Raw genomic sequence first — 20,135 nt, forward strand, 5'->3', positions numbered from 1 at the left:
TTATGATACGTAAAGCAGATATTATTTTAGCCGCTGTACTGATTGTGGTCGGACTGGCTCTTTCTTATGCGTTTTTCACAGGCGGAGAAACCGGCCAGACCGTCTACATTACAGCAGACGGAGAAGAATATGCCTATTACCCCCTCAGTGAGGACCGCACGGTTACCATTGAGCGCAGCGGCCATATTAATAAGATTACCATAAAAGACGGTCAGGTTTCAATGACCTTTTCCGATTGCAGCGGACAGGACTGCATTCAGCAGGGAAAAATCTCACAGACATCACAAAGCATCACATGTCTGCCAAACAGAATCGTCATCGAAATCCGCGGAGACAGTTCGGAGTATGACGCTGTCGTCCGATAGGCAGTCAGGGAGGAAACCATATGAACACAAACAGAACTTACGCCTCTTCCGCGTACCGCGTCACATTGGCCGCGGGGCTGGCGGCGCTGGCGCTTATTTTTTCCTATATCGAAGCAATCATCCCCTTCAACGCGGGAATGCCGGGAGTCAAGCTGGGAATCGCCAATCTGGTGATTCTGGTTTCTCTCTACACCCTTGGATTCCGTTACACCTTCGCCATCAATCTGGTCCGTATTCTCGTTGCCGGACTTTTGTTCAACGGCTTTTTCGGAGCGCTATACTCCCTGGCCGGCGGGATTCTCAGCCTGTTTGTCATGTATGGACTAAAAAGAACCGGTCTTTTCTCCCAGACCGGCGTCAGCATGGCAGGCGGCGTTGCCCATAACACAGGGCAGCTACTGGTAGCTGCCCTGATCGTCTCCAATATAAAACTGTTCGTCTATTTCCCGGTTCTTTTATTCTCCGGGCTAATCAGCGGATTCTTCATCGGAATCCTGACTTATCTGATTCTCAAGCGGCTCCCGAAAGCCCTCTTCCCCAGCGGAAAGAATTAAGCCTCTGCCGCGGCGTTCTTTGCCGGAATCTGCTTTTTCGGCCGCAGATTTACAATGGCGCCGGTCGGACACTCTTTCGCGCAGAGTCCGCAATTCTTACATTTCTCAAAATCGACTCTCGCCAGATTGTTTTCTATCACAATCGCGTCAAATCTGCACGCTTTTTCGCATTTCCTGCATCCGATACAGCCCGTGCTGCAGCTCTTTCTCGTCTGCGCGCCCGCGGCCTTTGACTTACATGCCACATAAATCAGATCCTTCTTACTATGCACTTCGATCAGATTCTTCGGACAGGCTTTCGTACACATACCGCAGCCTACACATTTTTCCCGATCTACAACCGCAAGACCGTCGGCCACGCAAATCGCGCCGTAATCACAAGCTGCCGCGCAGTCGCCAAGGCCCAGACACCCGTATCCGCAGGCCCACTGCCCTCCGTAAAACTGGCTTGCCGCTTTACAGGTATCAATGCCCTCGTAATCCATCAGCTTTTTCGCGGCCGCCGCGTTTCCACCGCATAGAACCGTCGCGACCTTCGGATCTGCCGCTGTCGCTTCCACGCCCAAAAGCTCCGCCAGCTTCGCGGCCAGATCCGGACCGCCTACCGGACACATAGATGGGCTTAAAGTCTCGCCCTTATCCTTTCCCAAAGCAGAGGCATAGTCGTCGCACCCCGCGAATCCGCAGGCGCCGCAGTTGGCGCCGGGAAGTTCTTCCCGAATATCCGCCACAAGCTGATCAATCGGAACATACATCAGCTTGGAAGCAATCGTAAGGATCACGCCGGCAACCAGACCGATTACCACTACGATAACAACCGGTATTAAAATATTCATCTCTCACCCCTCCTTACGCGAACAAGCCTTCTACGACACCGGAAAAGCCCATGAAGGACAGGGACAAAATCGACGCGGTAATCAGCGTAATCGGAACACCCTGGAACGGTTCGGGAACCATTTTGCAATTTTCCAGTTTGCCCCGCATTCCGGCAAACAGAAGCATTGCCAGGAGGAATCCTACGCCCGCGCCAAAGGCATTGAACAGAGACTGGACATAATTCAGACCGTCGTCAATATTTGTGATGGTAATTCCCAGTACCGCGCAATTTGTCGTAATCAGCGGCAAATACACCCCTAACGCGCTATACAGCGGCGGCATATACCTCTTCAGCGTCATTTCCACCAGCTGCACCAGAGCCGCGATGATCAGGATGAACACAACGGTCTGCAGATAACCGATGTCATACGCGTCCAGAAGATATTTCTGAACCGGCCAGGTTGCCGCGGTAGCCAGAACCATAACAAATGTTACCGCAACCCCCATTCCTACCGCAGAATCCATCTTTTTGGAAACGCCCAGGAACGGACAGATTCCCAGGAACTGGGATAATACCACATTATCCACCAGAATAATGGACATGATGATTACAATAATTTCTGTCATGATGCGCTAGCCTCCTTTTCTTCACTGCGTTCCCCGCAGGTAGCCGCCATCGGGCAGCCCTGGCAGCCGAATTCCTTTTTCTTTACGCCTTTTCCCTTTGTCGCCCAGTTAACCGCGGCAATGAGAATCGCGTAAACGAAAAATCCTCCCGGAGCCAGCATGAAAATTCCAATCGGAGACAGCACGTCTGCCGTAATCGTAATGCCGAAAGCCGTTCCGCTTCCCAGAAGCTCCCGAATCAGCCCCATCATTCCCAACGCAAGGGTAAAGCCGATTCCCATTCCAAGACCGTCCAGCGCCGAATCCACAACCGAATTCTTGCTGGCGAACATTTCCGCTCTTCCCAGGATGATACAGTTTACTACGATCAGCGGGATAAACAGTCCCAGAGCGGCGTCCAGGGACGGAACATAAGCCTTCAAAAGCTGCTGCACGATAGTTACAAATCCCGCGATTACAACAATATAACACGGAATCCGCACTGTGCTCGGAATCACTTTCTTTAAAATGGAAATTACAATATTGGAACAGATCAGTACCACCATTGCGGAAATACCCATTCCCAGGCCATTAATCGCGCTCGTTGTTACGGCCAGTGTCGGGCAGGTTCCCAGAAGCAGTACCAGTACCGGGTTTTCTTTGATAATACCCTTTGTTACAATGGATAGTTTACTCATTACTTAACACCTCCGCATTCCTGAAACTGCTGCAGAGCCTCTTTTACTGTCTGATAAATGGCGTTGGAAGAAATTGTCGCGCCGGCAATGTAGTCCACGCCGCTGTCGTTCTTTATATTGTCTTCTTCCAGCGCGTCCTTGCCCTTATAGCCTGCCAGATACTCCTCTGTCATCGCCTTTGTTCCGAGCCCCGGTGTATCGGCGTGCTCGGTAACCGTTACGCCGGTCACTTTTCCATCCTGATCGATTCCGATCATAACGGTAATAAGGCCGCCGTAGCTGGATGACGTAGCAGTTACAGCCATCCCTGTTTTATTATCCGCGATATAACATTCCGTCACGCCTTCCACCAGCTTGCCGTCGTATTGGGTAAAGCTGTCTCCGGAAGGCAGAACCTGTGCCCTGGCCTCGTCAGCCGCGGCTTTTGTATTCGCTTCAATGATCGGGTTGGTAATACTGTAGGTGCCCGCGAGAGCCGCTGTTACAACCAGACAGATTACTACCAGCACCAGCGCAGGGGCTATGTAAGATTTGTAGGTTGATTTCTCATTCATCTTTCTTGCCTCCTCCCTTTTTGTAGGTCCTGCTGATGCAGAAGTTGTCAATATGCGGAGTCAGCACATTCATCAGCAGGATGGCAAAGGAAACGCCCTCCGGATAAGAACCGTACACCCGGATCAGCATCGTGAAGATCCCGCATCCGATTCCAAAGATGATTTTTCCCATTGGAAGCACCGGAGAAGTTACATAATCCGTCGCGCAGAAGAACGCGCCCAGCATCAGCCCTCCCGCGCAGAGGTGGAAAATCGGATCCTGCCCCGGAATCACCAGCGCCAGCACAAACACACTGCCCAGATAGCTAAGCGGGATAAGCGGAGAAATCACTCTTCTCCAAATCAGGAAAATTCCGCCGATCAGCAGGGCCAGCGCGCTGACTTCGCCGATACAGCCCCCGACATTCCCCAGGAACAAATCCAGATTAGACGGCATCTGTCCCCCGCCTTCGGATAGAATTCCCAGCGGAGTCGGTCCCACCGTGGCGTCCACGCCGTCCGCGCCTCTTGGCACCGGCCAGCTGGTCATCTCCGTCGTAAAAGAAAGAAGCAGGAAAATACGGGCCGTTACCGCCGGGTTTACCAGGTTTTGTCCAATTCCTCCAAAAAGCTGTTTTACGATTACAATCGCGGCAAAGCAGCCTACAATCGCCATCCAGTAAGGAAAGCTGGACGGCAGATTAAAGGCCAGCAGCACGCCTGTCAGAACCGCGCTCAGATCGCCGACCGTCTGCTTTCTTTTCATCAGTTTGTTATACAGCCATTCAAAAACCACACAGGAGACAATGCATACAACGGTCAAAACCGCAGCCCGGTATCCGAACTGATAGATTCCCACCACAAACGCCGGCAGCAGGGCCAGCAGCACCGTTCCCATGATCTTCGTTGTATCCGTACTGGAAACCGCATGAGGCGCAGAGGATACGATCAGATTATCATAATACTGTTTTTCCATGTTATTTGCTCGCCTCCTCTTTTACCAGCGCCTTACTGAGTTTGTTGATAAAGCCCAGCGGCCGTTTGGCCGGGCAGACATACGCACAGCTTCCGCACTCCATGCACTGGTTAATCTGAAGCTGATTCAATCTTTCTGTATCCCGGTTTTCATAAGCGTCGGCAAACGCTGTCGGCAGGAGTTTGAACGGACAGGCTTTGTGGCACCTTCCGCAGTTGATGCATCCGGTTTCCTCCGGAACCAGCGCCTGTTCTCCCGCGAATGCCAGGATCGCGTTATTATTTTTCACAAGAGGTACTCGATCGGAAAAGACCGCCCTCCCCATCATCGGACCGCCCATCAGAATTTTTTTCGGCTCTGCCTTATATCCTCCGCAGAATCCGATAATATCCGAAATGCTGGTCCCAATAGGGGCGATAATATTTTTCGGCTCCGCCACCGCGGATCCGTCTACCGTAATTCGTTTGGACACAAGGGGCATACCGTCTTTAAAGTACTGCCCGACAAAGGCGATCGTTGTAATATTCGACAGAATGACGCCCAACTGTGCCGGCAGCACGCCCGCGTCCATTTTCTTTCCCGTAATCTCATAAACCAGTACTCGTTCCGCTCCCTGCGGGTAACGAGCCCGCAGCGTTACGGTCTTCAGTTCCGGATGATTCTGCTCCGCCAGCATTTTATCCAGCAGCGCAATGGCGTCCGGCTTGTTCTCTTCAATTCCGATATATCCTTTTTTCAGTCCGAGCTGCTCCATCACAAGGAGCGCTCCGTCGATGATATCCTGGGTATTTTCCAGCATCAACCTGTGGTCGGAAGTAATAAACGGTTCGCACTCGGCGCCGTTTACAATCAGCGTATCCACTTCCTCCAGGTTCTGCGGATTGTACTTGATATGCGTAGGGAACGCCGCTCCGCCCAGACCGACCAGTCCGCTGTTTCTTACAGCTTTTATAAAGTCCTCTCTGCTGTTAATCTCCGGAGGTTTTACTTCCTCCCAGATCTCCTGCTTTTTGTCTGTCTCAATGACAATGATCGGATCTTCTCCGCCCATCACCGACCGGATACGTTCAATTCCCGTAACCGTTCCTGAAACGCTTGAGTGAATCGGAGCACTTACAAATGCATCGGTATCACCGATCGGCTGTCCTACTTTCACGTAGTCCCCTTTTTTCACAAGAGGGCTGCAGGGCGCGCCAATGTGCTGAGACATCGAAATGCTTACCGTATCAGGGATCGGCATTACCTGAGTCTCACACGCGGCAGTATGTTTCTCATGGCTGACCTTGATACTTTGCAAATGCCTTTTCTGTTGACCCATTTCTGAAACCTTCCTTTCCAAAGTTTTTTCAGTCGCATACACGAATTATATTACCACACTATTTATAAAAATGCTACGGTTATTCTAGAAAATTGCTGTCCAAATTCATTTTTTGTATACAATGCAAAACTTTTCTTCCTATATATATCTATTTTGAATTTCAAACTATATTTCTCTCTTTTTTATACGCTTATAAATAAAAGCACCGATGTTTCTTTTTTCGTCCAACTGCGGAAGACGTAGTAAGTTACAGATTTCACAAAGAGTTTATCTCTCTTTCAATTGTGTATGATTATGAAAAATATTATTATATTCAGAATAAAAGAAATCTTGTTAATAAACTCTCTATTCCAGAGACTTAAATTCATTTTTGCTTATTTCTCATTATAAGTTTGTTCTCTTTTTATAATAAACTTATCTTTTTAATGAATAATTATGCATTGCTATTTTGGCTGCTCACTCATTCCGCTTCTTGAATCAGATCCCGAATGGTCTGCATGGAAAAATCAATCGAAGCAATTTCATCCGCGCAGACGATTCGAATTCCGACCGCGTCATTCACACATTCCAGCGCGGAAGCAGACGTAACGGGCAGTCACTTGCCGCAGCCGCCTTTCGGTCTGCTTTAATTTGAAATAGGCTTCTCCGTAAAATTTTTCATATTCCATATCCCAGCCTTCCTTTCCTACAAAACAACAACTACTGTAAACGAGTTCCCATCTTCTGAAGACGCGGAAATTTTCCCTTTATGATTAAAGATAACCAAAAGAGAATCAAAAAAAGACTTCCGCGTGTATACCGCGGAAGCGTTTCTCCGTTCGTATTCTTTTTTTCCGGATGCCTATCCCCAGAGTTCTTCGTCCGTGGGAACGTAATTATCCGGCATATATCTGGCGATTCTGGAAATATTCATCAGATGCTTGTAGTCCAGATTTTCCGAAATGCTGTTGTGTCCCCAGCTTCCGCATCCCAGAGTATTGGTTGGCGCAAGACCGTTGTAAAAACTGCCGCCGGCGCTGCTGGCGCTGATCTGGTTAATCACAAACCGGGAGACGCACAGTTCTTCGCCTACATGAAGAATATGCTCCTCCGAATCGGAATGGAAGGCGACACTGTGTCCTTTTCCTTCTTTCTCCAGATTTTCCCTGGCGATCCGGATTCCCTCATCCAACGTCTTATACTTATACGCGGCAATGACAGGCGCCATCTTTTCTCCCCCCAGCGCGTCCGTAAGTCCGGTGCCCTCAGCCTCCGCCACGAGAATCTTTGTGCCTTCAGGAATACGGATTCCGGCAAGCTCGGCAATCCTTTCCGGTGACTGTCCTACCGAGTGGCGGTTTGGTTTTCCCTCCTGGAACAATGCGCTTCGCACGCCTTCCAGTTCTTTTTTATCCCTTACCACATAGGCGCCGTTTGCTTCAAATTCCTCCAGGATCGCCTCATAGTCCCTTTCCGGGCAGATCACAGACTGCTCGCCGGAACAGATAATTCCGTAGTCAAAGGTTCTTCCGGCGATAATTTTGGGAACCGCTTCTTTGTAATCGTATCCTTCGTCAATAATACACTGCACATTTCCCGCGCCTACCCCCAACGCCGGCCTGCCGGAGCTGTACGCGGCTTTTACCATTCCCGCGCCTCCGGTAGCGATGACTACATCCGCTGAGGAAATCAGGTTCTGTGTATGTTCTCTGGAATGCTGATCCAGGATCTGGATCAGATGCTGCGGATACCCCAGCTTCGCAAGTTCCGCGTTTATCATCTCCACGGTTTTCGTACTGCAGCGAATCGCTTTATGATGGGGTGTAATAATAATGGCGTTGCCGCATTTCAGCGCGAACATAGCGTTGCTCATAGGCGTAACGATAGGATTGGTACAGGGGGTAATGGCGGCCGCAACCCCCATAGGCTTGGCGATCCGCGTAATTCCCGTCTCTACATCCGTGTCCAGAATCCCCCGGGATTTCTTCCCTCTGAGATTGTTCCAGACGATTTTTGATTTTTGCCGGTTCTTGGCGATTTTATCGGGTACGTTTCCCATTCCCGTCTCTTCCACCGCGATTTCCGCCAGGTATTCGGCGTTATCATATACGACCTTTCCGATGGTTTTTACCGCCAGGTCCACCTGCTGCTGGCTCATTTTCTCAAACTCCGCCTGAGCGTCTCGCGCCCGCTTGATATACCCGCTGATATACTGCATACTCATTTCTTTTTCATCCATGACGCTTCCCTCCATTTTTGATTTTCCTGTAAGTCGACTCCGCATGTCTCTTCTTTAGATTGTAACGAAAACGGAAATTTTGTCAATGTGCCCCCCGGAAAGCAGGTTCGCGCTTGCCTCCGGGAAAAGATCGTGGTATATTGGCACTGATGTTTGGTACGAAAAAGGGGGAAAGTGAGATGAAGACCATTTTGATCATTGAAGATGACGCTCATATCAGCGATATGGTGTCCGACGCCCTTACGGCTGAGGGTTTTCGGGTTCTGCAGGTCTGGTCCGGGACAGAGGCCCTGCTGCTTCTTGAAAAAGAAACGCCGGATCTGATTCTTCTCGATCTGATGCTCCCGGGATATTCCGGAGAAGAACTTCTTCCCCAAATCAAAGAAATTCCGGTTATTGTAATCAGCGCCAAAGCAGGCGTTGACAGCAAAGTCGAGACTCTCCTTTCCGGCGCCCGCGATTATCTGAGCAAGCCCTTTTCACTGAAAGAACTGCTGGCCAGAATCACGGTGCAGCTTCGAAACACCGCCTCTCGCCCCCGACGCACGCGGCTTTCCTTTGAAAGGCTTTCCCTGGATACCGCTTCCCATGAGGTTTTCGCGGGAGACGTTCCGGTAAAGCTGACGCGAACAGAATTCGCTATCTTAAAGCTGCTGATGGGAAATCCTTCTCAGGTGTTTACGAAGGCGGCGATTCTTGACGCTTTGAGTGAGGAAACGCCGGACTGTATGGAAAGTTCCCTGAAAGTCCATGTCAGCAACCTCCGAAAAAAGCTCCGCGCCGCCTGCGGCCGGGATTATATTGAGTCTGTCTGGGGAATCGGCTTTAAACTCAGCGGGGAGCACGAGTCTGAGGAGCATGCTCATGAATAAATCTTTACGATTTCTTAACCTGTTTCTTTACCGCTTTCTTAACTTCCGTCTGTTAGAATCCGTTCATCAATATCAGGAGGTAAAGAAATGGAATACGTTTTAACTACCGAAAATTTGAGCAAATCCTACGGCCGTTTTCAGGCTCTGGATCAGCTTTCCCTGCATGTGCCCAAGGGCTCTGTCTACGGGCTTGTCGGCCGAAACGGCGCGGGAAAGACAACTTTAATCCGCCTTGTCTGCGGCCTGCAGACGCCCAGCGGCGGAACGTATATGCTCTACGGAAAAAGAAGCGGGGACCGGGAGCTGGAAAAAATCCGCAGACGCGTCGGCGCGGTTGTGGAAGTTCCTTCTGTCTATCAGAATATGACCGCGGAAGAAAATCTGAAGCAGCAATATCTGCTGCTCGGTCTCCCATCCTTTGAAGGAATCGCTCGCCTGCTGGAGCTTGTAGGTCTCAGCGACACTGGAAAAAAGAAGGTTCGCAATTTTTCTCTGGGTATGCGCCAAAGACTGGGGATCGCTCTGGCTCTGGCCGGATCCCCCGATTTTCTGATTCTGGATGAACCGGTCAACGGTTTAGATCCTCAGGGGATCATCGAAATGCGGGAACTGCTCCTAAGGCTAAATCGGGAGCATCAGATTACAATTCTGATTTCCAGCCATATTCTCGACGAGCTTTCCCGGCTGGCCACCCATTACGGCTTTCTTGACCGCGGCCGCCTTGTAAAGGAAATGAGCGCCGGGCAGCTGGAAGCCTCCGCTCGTAAGTCCATACGGGTGGAAGTTTCGGACATCCGGGCTCTTGTCAGGGGGCTCGACGCCCTGGGTCTGGAATATACCATCTGTTCCGACAAAGAAGCCGATATTTACGGCGAAATCAGCGTTACCCGCCTCGTACTGGCTCTTTCTAAAGAGGGTTGCGAAATCCTGCAGATCCGTAAGCAGGATGAAAGCCTCGAAAGTTACTATATGACCCTGCTGGGAGGTGAGGATCATGAATAACCTGCTTCACGCGGATTTCCGCCGGCTGCTGCGCGACCGTCTGTTCTGGGTTCTGACAGCCGTTATGGCAATCTGGGCCATCATTCTTTTCCTGAACCATTACAGCGATAAAATCCGCTATGGAGAACAGGCCTCCCTTGACAGTATGTTTTTCAGTTTTGCCGTGCTGACCGGATTTGCGTCAGCCGCTTTCTGCAGTCTGTTTACCGGAAGAGAACACAGCGATGGCATTCTGCGGAACAAAATCATTATCGGATGCAGCCGCACCCGAATCTATTTGTCCGGCTTTTTGACCTGCGCCGCGGCTATGCTCCTGTCCACCTTTGCCTATATGGCAGTCCTGTGCGTCCTGGGGATTCCGGTTTTTGGCCTCTTTGAGGGAGATCCCGGTGGGCTTCTCCTGATTTTTGCGGCAAGCGCTCTTCTAAACCTTGTGCATGTGGCGCTTTTCCATCTGGTATCCATGCTGAACTCCAGCAAATCCGCCTCTGCCATTATCTGCATGGCTCTGAGCCTTTTGCTGCTGGTAGCGGCCAGTCTGCTGCTTCAAAGGCTGGCCCAGCCGGAGTTGATCCAGCAGGTTCAGATGGTAGACGGCAGTCCCGTAGTTTCTCAGGCAGCCAATCCCAAATATCTGACCGGAAGCACACGGATCCTTTATCAGTTTTTTGTGGACTTGCTCCCATCCGGTCAGGCTCTGCAGATTGCTTCCGCGCAAGTGGCACATCCGATTCAGATCCTGCTGTATTCTTCGGGAGTTACCGTCCTCTTAAACCTAATCGGAATTTACCTTTTTAATCGAAAAAATCTGAAGTAGAGAAAGGAGACCTTTATGATTACCTGGCTGTGTGTGTTCTGTTTTCTGCTGGCAGCAGCTCTGCTGCTGGTCATCCTGAAAATTCTGCTGATGCGCAGGGCTTTACGGGAAATTTGCAGAGAGCTGCAGGAAAAGCTGGAGGAAGACACCAACACACTGCTCCGGGTCTCCAGCCGGGATTCCAGCATCCGCTCACTGGCAGCTCAGCTGAATACCCAGCTCCGTCTGCTTCGGGACAGACGGCACAAATATCAGCAGGGGGATCGGGAACTTAAAGAAGCCATCACCAATATGGCCCACGATCTCCGCACCCCGCTGACGGCGGTCTGCGGTTACCTGGAGCTTCTAAAACAGGATTGTCTGCCTTCCCGTTATTTTGATCTGTTAGAAAACCGTACGGAACTGTTGAAAACTCTGACAGAAGAGTTATTCCGCTACTCGGTCCTTCTCGCGGAAGAGGACTGGGAACCGGAAACGGTCCTTCTCAATTCTGTTTTGCAGGAATGCCTGGCCTCCCACTACAGTGATTTTAAGAAAGAAGGAATCATTCCCGAAATCCATCTTACCGAAAATCCGGTATCCCGCAGTCTTAACCGTTCTTTCCTCTGCCGTATCCTGGATAATATTATCAGCAACGCCATCAAATACAGCGACGGCGATTTTCAGGTTTTTTTGGATGAATCGGGAGAAATGCGCTTTTCCAATCTGGCTCGCGATCTTACACCTGTCGCCGCAGGCCGTCTCTTTGATCGATTTTATACAGTGAAAACCGGCGCCAGAGAAGCTTCCGGTCTGGGCCTTTCCATCGCAAAGACACTGACCGAGCGAATGGGAGGAACGATCCGGGCAGAATATCGACAGGAGCGGCTTTCTATTTTCCTCTCTTTTTCTGCCCGTATGTAAATTAAAAGATTGCGGAAAACGGGGCTGCCGCGTTTTCCGGCAGCCCGCTTTATTTTTCCGTTTTTCCTCAGCTGTTTTCTCCAATTTTCTGAACTGTGATCCCGATATTGCTGTAAATGAAATTTCCTCCACTTCCAATGACCTCTAATACCGCTGGCGTATCTGTCACATCAATAATCTGTGAAAACGAAAGGTTCGCCGCGTCTGATGATGTGTGGAATGTGTGCGAGGACGCGGCTCCCGCTACTGTACTCCCCTGTTGCTGCAGATAGAAAAGAACTGCCAGAGGGAAAGTCACTCCGCTGGCCGGCGCCGCCGTTCCATGAAAGGACACTTCATAAAAACCCGGTTCCTGAATGCTGATTTCTGACGTATTTTCTGTATGGGAAACCGCAGTTCCCGCGGAGTTTCCATTTTTGTCAAAAATCAGCGCTGTACCGGAATTGCCTGGCTGCGGCGGAGTGGAATACGCGGACAGGAACTCCACTGGCGCCCCGGAAGTTCCTGTTGCGCCTCTGGGAATCACAAAATCAAAAATCGCGTTCTGATCCGTGCCGGAATTAGTAACCGCGGCGTCTTGCTCCGGATTTGCCGTAGTAACAGTACCGATCCTGACGGTTGCCGCAATACCTGTGGCGCCAGTTGTACCTGCAGCCCCTGCTTCTCCGGAAGGGCCCGTCGCTCCTGTCGGACCTGTTGGACCGGTAGGGCCTGTTGGACCGCTGGGACCGGTCGCGCCGGAAGGCCCCGTTGCTCCCGTTGGGCCAGTTGGGCCGCTGGGTCCGGTCGCGCCGGAAGGGCCTGTCGCTCCCGTTGGGCCGGTTGGGCCGCTGGGTCCGGTCGCTCCGGAAGGGCCCGTTGCCCCCGTAGGCCCGGTTGGACCCTGTTCACCCTCCGGTCCCTGCGGACCGATGGGACCCTGAGATCCGGTGGCCCCGGTGGGCCCTGTAGAGCCGTGTATTTATGCACAACATTAGATTTTCCTTTGTGTTGAGTAGGCAAGCCGTTAGATTGCCTTGTTCTCAATCACTCGGATAACGTTGTGGTTATTCTCAATGTAATCAATAATTCGCTGGTACTCGTCGGCAAAATTGAAGTCAACCGTTATTTCCCCGTTCTCATGCACCCAAACCGCTTTTACGAGTTCAACCATAATCCCGCGGTTAAGGCTCTGAATGTTTTTGTATTTCAGAAAGGCGGTTAGATACGGGTCGTCGGTTCCGATACCATCAGCCATTACCTGCATTTCCTCTTTCAGATAGGAGATGTTCGCTTCAAGCTGTTGTATCTGTTCTGCAATCTTGCCTTTCAAGCGGCGATATTCCTCTTTGGTAATCTCACCGCTTTTCCAATCAAGGTACAAGCTGTCGGAAGCGTCATTGTACTGTTTTAGCTGCTTTTCTGCCTGTTTCAAGGAATGGGATAATCTCTTGCTTTCCCGGTTGATAACAGGCGCGTTGTTAATCCGTTCAATTTCTTCTGCAAGCCGATCTACAAGGGCAATTTGCATTTGCAACGCTGCCAATACCGCGTTTTCCAACTTGTCTTGCCGGATAGAATGTTTGCTGCAAATCTTCTTATCGGTGTAGCTACGGCAAGAGTAGTAGGCAATATCACGGGCGGTTTTGCGCCGCATGGCCTTTTTGCAATCCGCGCAACGGACAAAGCCGGACATGAGATAGACTTCCTGTTTGCCGGGGGCTGTCCTTGTGTCGCGCTTATGTAGGGCTTGCGCTTTCTCGAATGTTTCCCTGTCAATAATCGCTTCGTGTGTGTTGGGGACGACAAACCATTCTTCTTCGGGGACGTTGATCTGCTTGTGTACTTTGTAGCTTATTACGCGGTTACGGCCTTGCACCATTACGCCCGTATAAACTTCATTTTGCAATATCCTTGCAATCGTGCTGGCAGACCACAAACCATCGTTTTTGTCGGAATTAGGGTTGTTATACTTAAAGCCTTTTTTCTTCTTATAGGCTTCGGGGTTCGGCTCTCCCATTTGGTTAAGCCGCTTTGCAATCCCCATTTTACTGTACCCCTCATTGACAAACCAATGGTAAATGCTTTTGACAACTTCCGCTGCTTCTTCATCTACAATCAAGCTGTTTTTGTCGTTTGGGTCTTTCTTGTAGCCATAAGGGGCAAACGCGCCTATGAACTCGCCGCGCTCCCGTTTCATCTTGAATGTTTTGCGGATTTCTTCGGAAGTGGTCGCGGCAAACTGCTCATTGAACATTCCCCTAATAGGTACTTCAAGACCGCTTGCAGAATGGGGGTTAGCGTAAGTGTCAATAAATGGCGTGCCTGTGCAAATAAACCTTGCGCCGTGAATGGGTATGAACTCCTCCAAAAACTTTTGTTGATCGGCAAGGTTGCGGAAACCGCGTGCAAGGGATTTGATAATCATGCAGTTTACTTCTTTGCGGACAATGCAGCCCTCAAGCCGTTTGAAGTTTGGTCGCGCTGTGTCGGTGCCTGTCAATCCGTCGTCGGCAAACACGTCTACAATCACATAGGTTCCCGGCTCAAAATAGCTGTCTACAAAGTCGCGGAGTATCTTTTCTTGGTTGATAACACTCTCGCTTTCGTCCTCGTTGTCGTCCTCTCTGGATAGTCGAATGTATAGCCCAATTTTCCAAAACGGCTCTGCATAACTGCGTGCCATTTTGTCTTTGCGTATGCGGGGCATTATACCTCCTTTCCCCCTATAATTACGAGTTAATTATACCATTTTCGCCCCGTAATCACAAGGTCTTTACCCGTAGAGTTAGGGAAAGTCGGCGGTTATTTCAGACTTAAAAAGTAATCACACAATGATTGCTTTAGCGTTCTATCCTCTGCGACAAACCGTATTCTTACGGGTGTATCACCACAAAGAAAACAGTATGGATTTACAATCTGCTCAAAGTAGCTTTGCATTTTCTTTGCTGCTGGCAAAGAACTGTCAATATGGATATTACGAATATCAACCAAAGTGCTGCGGTCAACCTGTGTAATATCAACATTTCTCATTTGTTGAAGTTGTAACTTGGTAATCATCTTCTTTCCCTCCCGGTTAGCGGCATAGTACAGAATATGCGCTCCGGCTTGTACGATATGAGAAATAAGGCTGAAACGGGCGGTTGTTAGCTGCAACCTCACGGGAGTTTCACCCCGGCCCATGCTTATGGGTGCGCCGCGCAATACTTTGAGGGTGTTCAACGCGGGAGTATCATTGTGCCGCCTTGTATGTCGTCGCCCACAAGCTGCTAAACCTGTTTTACGGCGCGGTAGTTGTCGCTCGACTTTTCCCCGTAGGGGAAAAGCTGTCATGGCGTACCCGCCGACTGGCTCGATACAGACGGAATGTACCCGTTGCCTGTTATGCTGCGCACCAAAGGTCGCTTTCTTTGTCAAGTTACAATAGGCTTTGTCGGCCTGCAAAAGCACATCAACAGCGGATATGCTTTTGCGGAACGACAAATAGCCCATAACGGGAATCGTGGAAAGGGGACACGCTCCCCGCATGGGCTAAAAGATTATCCTACATGAAAAGCAAGGGTGCGGGTAATAAGGCGCACTTGCAGCCTGTTACGCATTTCCTCGTCCACATAGGAATAGGTATTGCCCGCGTCGTCTTTCAGCGTGCGGGTACAAAGTTTCGCTATGTAACCCTCGTAATGCTTCAAGATCGCGCACATGGCGGTTGTGTCGCCGTTTGCCGCTGCGGAAATGACAGGGAACGGCAACAGATTTTCAGATTTCCTAACGGTATTCATCATCTGCTTTTCCCTCCAAATACTGTTTGATTTTCGCAAGCGCGGATTTCCTGTGCCGGAAAACCGTCGTGCGTACAACATTCAGCAGTTCGCCAATTTCCGCGTCGCTCATATCCAAGAAGTAGGACAAAAGGATAATGTCGCGTTTCCTTTCGGGCAAAGCGTTAAGGGCTTCGGCAAGCAGTTCATTTTTGACGAGTACATCAAAGCCGGACACTTGAAAACGGAAATAATCGCTTTCGTATTCGTCCGTTGTGAAAAGCTGCGCGAGTTCGCTTTCGCTCAAATCCGAAAAAGTAACTTCGCGTGCTGCGCGTTTCGCAAGAGTGCGGCGGTGGCTTTTCGCTTCGCCGACCAAAGTTTTCTTTGCTAATGCGTCGTACTGATGTTGTATTCTTTCCTTGTCGGAAGAAGATAGCTCCATAGAGTTCACCTCCTTCCCGCGTGGAGTAGAGGACGGGAGTTAAGGGCTTGTCCTCTCTGCCCCTTTCGCTCCGTACCCGTTCGGGAGATGGCTCTTGAGTGCGCTTTTCAGAAAAAAGTTGAAAAAAGCAAAATGCGCCCGTCCGCAAGACGCGGACGGGCGCAAAGGAAATGTAAGCAGTAGCTAAATGTATTGACAGTTCACATTCATAGCCGGAATATCCCGCTTGCGGAGCATAGCTTTTTTTGACCGCAAAGCATTAGGCGGGTTACAGTAAATAAAAATGGACACGGCGATACCTCCCCGATACCGCCGTATCCTTAAAAAAGGGCGACTTTAATACACTACCCGCAATCCATTCTATAATAGGGAACAGCGGCTTTTGCGCAATATTAAATAAAAAAGCCGATAACACATAGGTTTTTTGACCTAATGCGTTATCGGCTCTGCGTCTATGCGTCTGGCACTTTTAATCATTTTTTTTTGAATTTATTATATGTGTTAGCTAACTGTCCACAAGCCGCGTTAATCTCTCTGCCATGAGAAACTCTCATAGTAACTTCAAGTCCTGCTTGCTCTAATTGATGTTTGAATGCAACTATTTCCCGTTTCTGTGGTGCTTTAATTCTTGAATTGCTTGTTGGGTTGTATTGTAACACGTTAATCATAACTTTTTTGCCCCGAAACCATTTTGCAAGTTGTCTTACATCTGAGGGCCGGTCATTTATACCCGGTAAAAGCAAATACGCAAAGACAATTTTGCGATTATGCCTTTCAGAATAGGATAAGGCTTGCTTAACAACATCTTCAATAGCATATATGCGCATGTGAGGAATAATACGATTTCTTGCAGATTGTGTTGCTGCGTGTAAAGATATTGTCAACTGAATTTTAAGATGTTCCTCGCGCAATTTTTTTAATTGATCGACCGGACCAACTGTTGATATGGTAATGCCGTCGGTTGGAAAGTTGAGCCCATATCTATCTCGGAGAATATGGATTGCTTTTATCAAGTTGTCATAATTGAATAAAGGCTCTCCCATACCCATAAAAACGATACGGTTTACTTTTCGACGCAACAATATAATCTGTTGTACGATTTCTGACGATGTTAGATTACGAACAAAGCCATTTCGCCCGGACTCACAAAAAATACAACCAACAGGACAACCGACTTGTGTGCTCACGCAAACAGTTCCACCATCTCGCCGCTTGATAAAAACCGTTTCAATGTATTTGTTGTCTTTCAGTTCGTAAACATACTTTTCAGTATCACTGCTTTTGCAAATATTTTTTACCAACATTGATAGATTTTTTTTGCGTGGTAATTGCTTATATAATTCTTCATATAAGGCTTTTGCTTCATTCTCGCCAATAACTTCCGACATTTCTTTGTAAGTAAATCCGTATGGATCATTCCGTACTTCCGCAGGCGTATATTTAGGTAAACGTTTCATTTTTATATCCTTTCTTCTAAATAATAAAAGTTTGTTTTTCTGTATTTTTGATTACAATCTCTAATTTTTCTACATCAATGATATGCGTCAATTTGCATTTAGGGCAGAAAAGAGGAAAATCTTTTAATACAGTATTATGAAATACTTGAACTCTCGTCTTTCCGTTACAAATCGGACATTTTATCCAATATTTTTTAAGCATTATATTTCACTCGTCCTTTTTACACAAAAAAATGCAGGTCAATCCTCAACATGAGCATTGACCTGCATTTATAATGCACAGAGCAGTACAACAAAACTAAGGCATAGCTTGCACTATGTCTATACTATATCTATACGTCGTTAGTTTTTTGTATAGCATCCGCAAAATAAGCATGACAAAAAAGCCCATGTTGAAAATGGGAAAATCCTTTTTTTCAATGCTTATCTAATACGCATGCTATGCAACATAAACGCCGCCTCCTTTTACATAAATTTTATTTTATCAGAAAATCAGTCTACTGTCAATACACAACAGGAAGTATTTAACCTAATGATATGAATTGTGTGGACATATCCAAAAAGAAAGGTGAACTGTAAAATGTAACAGGGTGAATGAAAATGGCAAAAAGACCCGTACCATTGTACGACTTTAAGGCTTTCGGGGCAGCTATAAAAGCCGCGAGAAATGAATACGGCGAGAGCCGCAAAAAGGTAAGCGACGAGTTATATATTTCCCCGCGCTACCTTGCGAATATCGAGAACAAGGGACAACAGCCGAGTTTACAGGTATTCTATGACCTTGTAACCCGGTATCATATTTCGGTAGATCAATTTTTCTTCCCGAACAGCAATGCGGAGAAATCCACCGGGCGGCGGCAGCTTGACGCGCTGCTGGACGGTATGAGCGATAAAGGCATACGGATTGTAACCGCAACAGCAAGGGAGATAACGGAAGTCGAAAAAGCAGAGGATTAACCTCACAATATGAGAAATCGGGAGATTGCAGCGCATGGCGGCTGCAATCTTTTTTTGCGTCCAAAATCAAAGGAACGCGCAACAAATACCGCCTTTCGGTGGGGGTATGGAGTAGATAGCAAGCACAGCAAACGAGTACCCGTTTGCGGAAAATGCTTGTTGGGATAATCCCAAACCCTTATACCGAAAGGCGGTGCGGAAATGGAAAACCGAAAGAGAAATATACAGATGAAGTTTTACGTTACGGAAGAAGAAAAGCGGCTGATCGACGAGAAGATGAAGCAGCTTCCCATAAAGCAGTATGGGGCATACTTCCGTAAAATGGCGATAGACGGGTATATTCTTGTCGTTGACCGAAGCGACACAAAAGCATATATCCGGGAACTGCAAGCGGTGAGCCGGAACATCAACCAAATTGCAAAACGCGCCAATGCGACGGGGACGGTTTACAGGCAGGATATAGAGGACATTAAAAAGGCGGTGGACGAGATATGGCGGTTACAAAGACGCACCCTATTAAATCAACCTTAAAGGCTGCGATAGACTATATCTTAAATCCCGAAAAGACAGACGGGAAGCTGCTTGCGTCCTCTTTCGGCTGCGGGCTGGAAACCGCCGATATTGAGTTTGCATGGACGCGGGAAGCTGCCGGAGATCGCGGCACACATTTAGGGCGGCACTTGATACAATCCTTTGCGGTGGGAGAAACCACACCGGAAGAAGCGCACAAAATCGGCATGGAACTTGCCGGGGCGGTATTAGGCGGCAAGTATGAGTTTGTTTTGACAACTCACGTCGATAAAGACCATCTGCATAATCACTTGATTTTCAACGCGGTTAGCTTCGTTGACTACAAAAAGTACCATTCCAACAAGCAAAGCTATCACTTTATCCGGCGCACCAGCGACAGGATATGTAAAGAGCATGGGCTATCCGTCGTCGTACCGGGACAGGACAAGGGAAAAAGCTATGCAGAATACACCGCCGAAAAGCAAGGGACAAGCTACAAAGCAAAGCTGAAAACGGCGATAGATACTCTCATTCCCCAAGTGAAAGATTTTGACGAACTGCTGCGCCGCTTGCAGGAAATGGGGTATGAAATCAAACAGGGCAAATACATTTCCTTTCGCGCTGCCGGACAGGAACGGTTTACCCGCACAAAGACGCTCGGCGCGGCCTATACGGAAGAAGCGATAAAGGAGCGTATCAAGGGCGTGTATGTTGCCAAAACAAAAACGCTGCGGGAAGATAAGAAAATCCGGCTTGTCGTCGATCTTGAAAACAGTATCAAAGCCCAACAGTCGGCGGGCTATGAACGGTGGGCGAAAATCCATAATCTGAAACAGGCTGCTAAAAGCATGAACTTCCTAACCGAAAACAAGATTGAGTATTACAGCGACCTTGAAAGCAAAATTGCGGATATTATGACCGCCCATGACGCGGCGGCAAGGGCGGTTAAAGAGGTAGAACAGCGTATGTCTGATTTGTCGCTGCTTATCAAGCACACCACCACATACCGACAGTTAAAACCGATTTACGAGGAATACAAGAAGTCGCGGGACAAGGAAAAGTATCTGCGGGGGCATGAAAGCGAAATTATCCTGTTTGAAGCTGCGGCAAAGGCACTCCGGGAAATGCAGATAAAGAAGCTGCCCGATCTCGCCGCGCTGCGCAAGGAGTATAGCAGCTTAAACGACAGGAAAAGCAAATTGTATGAGGATTACCGCCAAGCGAAAAAGCAAATGCAGGAGTACGGCATTGTCAAAAAGAACGTCGATAGTATTCTTTACCCGTCCCAAAGCAAGGCGCGGGAGCAGGAGCGATAAACCAAACATAAATAAAAAGGACAGTCGATTTACTC

The 20,135-nt window shown here is 48.8% G+C and carries 24 protein-coding genes; 10 read left to right on the top strand and 14 right to left on the bottom strand.

What is annotated here, in order from left to right; translation table 11 throughout:
• Positions 1 to 2: 2 nt before the first annotated feature.
• Together H9L42_RS03295 and H9L42_RS03300 are read left to right on the top strand one after the other, a co-directional pair.
• Positions 3 to 365, top strand: coding sequence for a NusG domain II-containing protein (locus H9L42_RS03295; protein WP_187302025.1), 363 nt, complete (start codon positions 3 to 5; stop codon positions 363 to 365).
• Between the two features lie 20 nt (positions 366 to 385).
• Positions 386 to 919 carry a Gx transporter family protein gene (locus tag H9L42_RS03300; RefSeq protein ID WP_187302026.1) on the top strand — a complete coding sequence of 178 codons (534 nt, stop codon included), beginning with the start codon at positions 386 to 388 and terminating at the stop codon, positions 917 to 919.
• Here the strand turns inward: H9L42_RS03300 and H9L42_RS03305 are convergent.
• The 7 genes from H9L42_RS03305 to H9L42_RS03335 all read right to left on the bottom strand — a co-directional run bounded on the left by H9L42_RS03305 (position 916) and on the right by H9L42_RS03335 (position 8,084).
• Positions 916 to 1,755: an RnfABCDGE type electron transport complex subunit B gene (locus H9L42_RS03305; protein ID WP_187302027.1), complete on the bottom strand. Its 840-nt coding sequence runs from the start codon at positions 1,753 to 1,755 to the stop codon at positions 916 to 918. The genes H9L42_RS03300 and H9L42_RS03305 overlap by 4 nt on opposite strands.
• Positions 1,756 to 1,768: 13 nt before the next feature.
• Entirely contained in the window at positions 1,769 to 2,362 is a 594-nt protein-coding gene (locus H9L42_RS03310) for an electron transport complex protein RnfA (RefSeq protein WP_187302028.1), read from the bottom strand.
• The gene (gene rsxE, locus H9L42_RS03315) at positions 2,359 to 3,039 is read right to left on the bottom strand and encodes an electron transport complex subunit RsxE (RefSeq protein ID WP_187302029.1); all 681 of its coding nucleotides are present in this window, start codon (positions 3,037 to 3,039) and stop codon (positions 2,359 to 2,361) included. The genes H9L42_RS03310 and rsxE overlap by 4 nt, the downstream gene beginning before the upstream one ends.
• Positions 3,039 to 3,593 (bottom strand): RnfABCDGE type electron transport complex subunit G, encoded by a 555-nt coding sequence (locus tag H9L42_RS03320; protein WP_187302030.1) that lies wholly within the window; start codon positions 3,591 to 3,593, stop codon positions 3,039 to 3,041. The genes rsxE and H9L42_RS03320 overlap by 1 nt, the downstream gene beginning before the upstream one ends.
• Positions 3,586 to 4,548 (bottom strand): RnfABCDGE type electron transport complex subunit D, encoded by a 963-nt coding sequence (locus H9L42_RS03325; RefSeq protein WP_187302031.1) that lies wholly within the window; start codon positions 4,546 to 4,548, stop codon positions 3,586 to 3,588. The genes H9L42_RS03320 and H9L42_RS03325 overlap by 8 nt, the downstream gene beginning before the upstream one ends.
• A 1-nt stretch (position 4,549) precedes the next feature.
• Positions 4,550 to 5,866 (bottom strand): electron transport complex subunit RsxC, encoded by a 1,317-nt coding sequence (rsxC, locus tag H9L42_RS03330; protein ID WP_187302032.1) that lies wholly within the window; start codon positions 5,864 to 5,866, stop codon positions 4,550 to 4,552.
• Between the two features lie 841 nt (positions 5,867 to 6,707).
• Positions 6,708 to 8,084, bottom strand: a complete 1,377-nt coding sequence (locus H9L42_RS03335) for an aldehyde dehydrogenase family protein (protein ID WP_243235633.1) — start codon at positions 8,082 to 8,084, stop codon at positions 6,708 to 6,710.
• Between the two features lie 179 nt (positions 8,085 to 8,263).
• Between H9L42_RS03335 and H9L42_RS03340 the strand changes: the two genes are divergently transcribed.
• The 4 genes from H9L42_RS03340 (at position 8,264) to H9L42_RS03355 (ending at position 11,678) form a co-directional block, all read left to right on the top strand.
• On the top strand, positions 8,264 to 8,956 hold the full coding sequence (locus H9L42_RS03340) for a response regulator transcription factor (RefSeq protein ID WP_187302033.1): 693 nt from the start codon (positions 8,264 to 8,266) through the stop codon (positions 8,954 to 8,956).
• Between the two features lie 87 nt (positions 8,957 to 9,043).
• Positions 9,044 to 9,958 (top strand): ATP-binding cassette domain-containing protein, encoded by a 915-nt coding sequence (locus H9L42_RS03345; RefSeq protein ID WP_187302034.1) that lies wholly within the window; start codon positions 9,044 to 9,046, stop codon positions 9,956 to 9,958.
• Entirely contained in the window at positions 9,951 to 10,775 is an 825-nt protein-coding gene (locus tag H9L42_RS03350) for an ABC transporter permease (RefSeq protein WP_187302035.1), read from the top strand. The genes H9L42_RS03345 and H9L42_RS03350 overlap by 8 nt, the downstream gene beginning before the upstream one ends.
• Before the next feature lie 15 nt (positions 10,776 to 10,790).
• The gene (locus H9L42_RS03355) at positions 10,791 to 11,678 is read left to right on the top strand and encodes a sensor histidine kinase (protein WP_187302036.1); all 888 of its coding nucleotides are present in this window, start codon (positions 10,791 to 10,793) and stop codon (positions 11,676 to 11,678) included.
• A gap of 67 nt (positions 11,679 to 11,745) precedes the next feature.
• Here H9L42_RS03355 and H9L42_RS16925 read toward each other — a convergent pair whose 3' ends face one another.
• Positions 11,746 to 12,204, bottom strand: a complete 459-nt coding sequence (locus H9L42_RS16925) for a hypothetical protein (RefSeq protein ID WP_243235635.1) — start codon at positions 12,202 to 12,204, stop codon at positions 11,746 to 11,748.
• A gap of 25 nt (positions 12,205 to 12,229) precedes the next feature.
• Between H9L42_RS16925 and H9L42_RS17145 the strand changes: the two genes are divergently transcribed.
• Positions 12,230 to 12,601, top strand: a complete 372-nt coding sequence (locus H9L42_RS17145; protein ID WP_283243207.1) for a hypothetical protein — start codon at positions 12,230 to 12,232, stop codon at positions 12,599 to 12,601.
• Positions 12,602 to 12,684: 83 nt separating this feature from the next.
• On the opposite strand, the gene H9L42_RS03365 is transcribed toward H9L42_RS17145, so the two are convergent.
• The 6 genes from H9L42_RS03365 to H9L42_RS03390 all read right to left on the bottom strand — a co-directional run bounded on the left by H9L42_RS03365 (position 12,685) and on the right by H9L42_RS03390 (position 17,519).
• Entirely contained in the window at positions 12,685 to 14,367 is a 1,683-nt protein-coding gene (locus tag H9L42_RS03365; RefSeq protein WP_007860184.1) for a recombinase family protein, read from the bottom strand.
• 95 nt (positions 14,368 to 14,462) lie between these two features.
• Positions 14,463 to 15,149, bottom strand: coding sequence for a DUF6870 family protein (locus H9L42_RS16935; protein ID WP_205123935.1), 687 nt, complete (start codon positions 15,147 to 15,149; stop codon positions 14,463 to 14,465).
• A gap of 47 nt (positions 15,150 to 15,196) precedes the next feature.
• Positions 15,197 to 15,439, bottom strand: coding sequence for a helix-turn-helix domain-containing protein (locus tag H9L42_RS03375; RefSeq protein WP_002604473.1), 243 nt, complete (start codon positions 15,437 to 15,439; stop codon positions 15,197 to 15,199).
• Complete coding sequence (locus H9L42_RS03380; RefSeq protein WP_002604474.1) at positions 15,423 to 15,860, bottom strand: sigma-70 family RNA polymerase sigma factor; 438 nt, start codon at positions 15,858 to 15,860, stop codon at positions 15,423 to 15,425. The genes H9L42_RS03375 and H9L42_RS03380 overlap by 17 nt, the downstream gene beginning before the upstream one ends.
• A 473-nt stretch (positions 15,861 to 16,333) precedes the next feature.
• Positions 16,334 to 17,317 (bottom strand): 23S rRNA (adenine(2503)-C(2))-methyltransferase RlmN, encoded by a 984-nt coding sequence (rlmN, locus tag H9L42_RS03385; protein WP_002584956.1) that lies wholly within the window; start codon positions 17,315 to 17,317, stop codon positions 16,334 to 16,336.
• Between the two features lie 16 nt (positions 17,318 to 17,333).
• On the bottom strand, positions 17,334 to 17,519 hold the full coding sequence (locus H9L42_RS03390; protein WP_003431289.1) for a cysteine-rich KTR domain-containing protein: 186 nt from the start codon (positions 17,517 to 17,519) through the stop codon (positions 17,334 to 17,336).
• Positions 17,520 to 17,917: 398 nt separating this feature from the next.
• Between H9L42_RS03390 and H9L42_RS03395 the strand changes: the two genes are divergently transcribed.
• The 3 genes from H9L42_RS03395 (at position 17,918) to H9L42_RS03405 (ending at position 20,100) form a co-directional block, all read left to right on the top strand.
• Entirely contained in the window at positions 17,918 to 18,274 is a 357-nt protein-coding gene (locus H9L42_RS03395) for a helix-turn-helix transcriptional regulator (protein ID WP_002584957.1), read from the top strand.
• A 201-nt stretch (positions 18,275 to 18,475) separates the two neighbouring features.
• Complete coding sequence (locus tag H9L42_RS03400; RefSeq protein WP_002584958.1) at positions 18,476 to 18,805, top strand: plasmid mobilization protein; 330 nt, start codon at positions 18,476 to 18,478, stop codon at positions 18,803 to 18,805.
• Positions 18,766 to 20,100, top strand: coding sequence for a relaxase/mobilization nuclease domain-containing protein (locus H9L42_RS03405; RefSeq protein WP_007860193.1), 1,335 nt, complete (start codon positions 18,766 to 18,768; stop codon positions 20,098 to 20,100). The genes H9L42_RS03400 and H9L42_RS03405 overlap by 40 nt, the downstream gene beginning before the upstream one ends.
• Positions 20,101 to 20,135: the final 35 nt, after the last annotated feature.

It is taken from the genome of Zhenpiania hominis (assembly GCF_014333425.1).
In the GTDB taxonomy this organism is placed as follows: Bacteria; Bacillota; Clostridia; order Peptostreptococcales; family Anaerovoracaceae; genus Hominibacterium; species Hominibacterium hominis.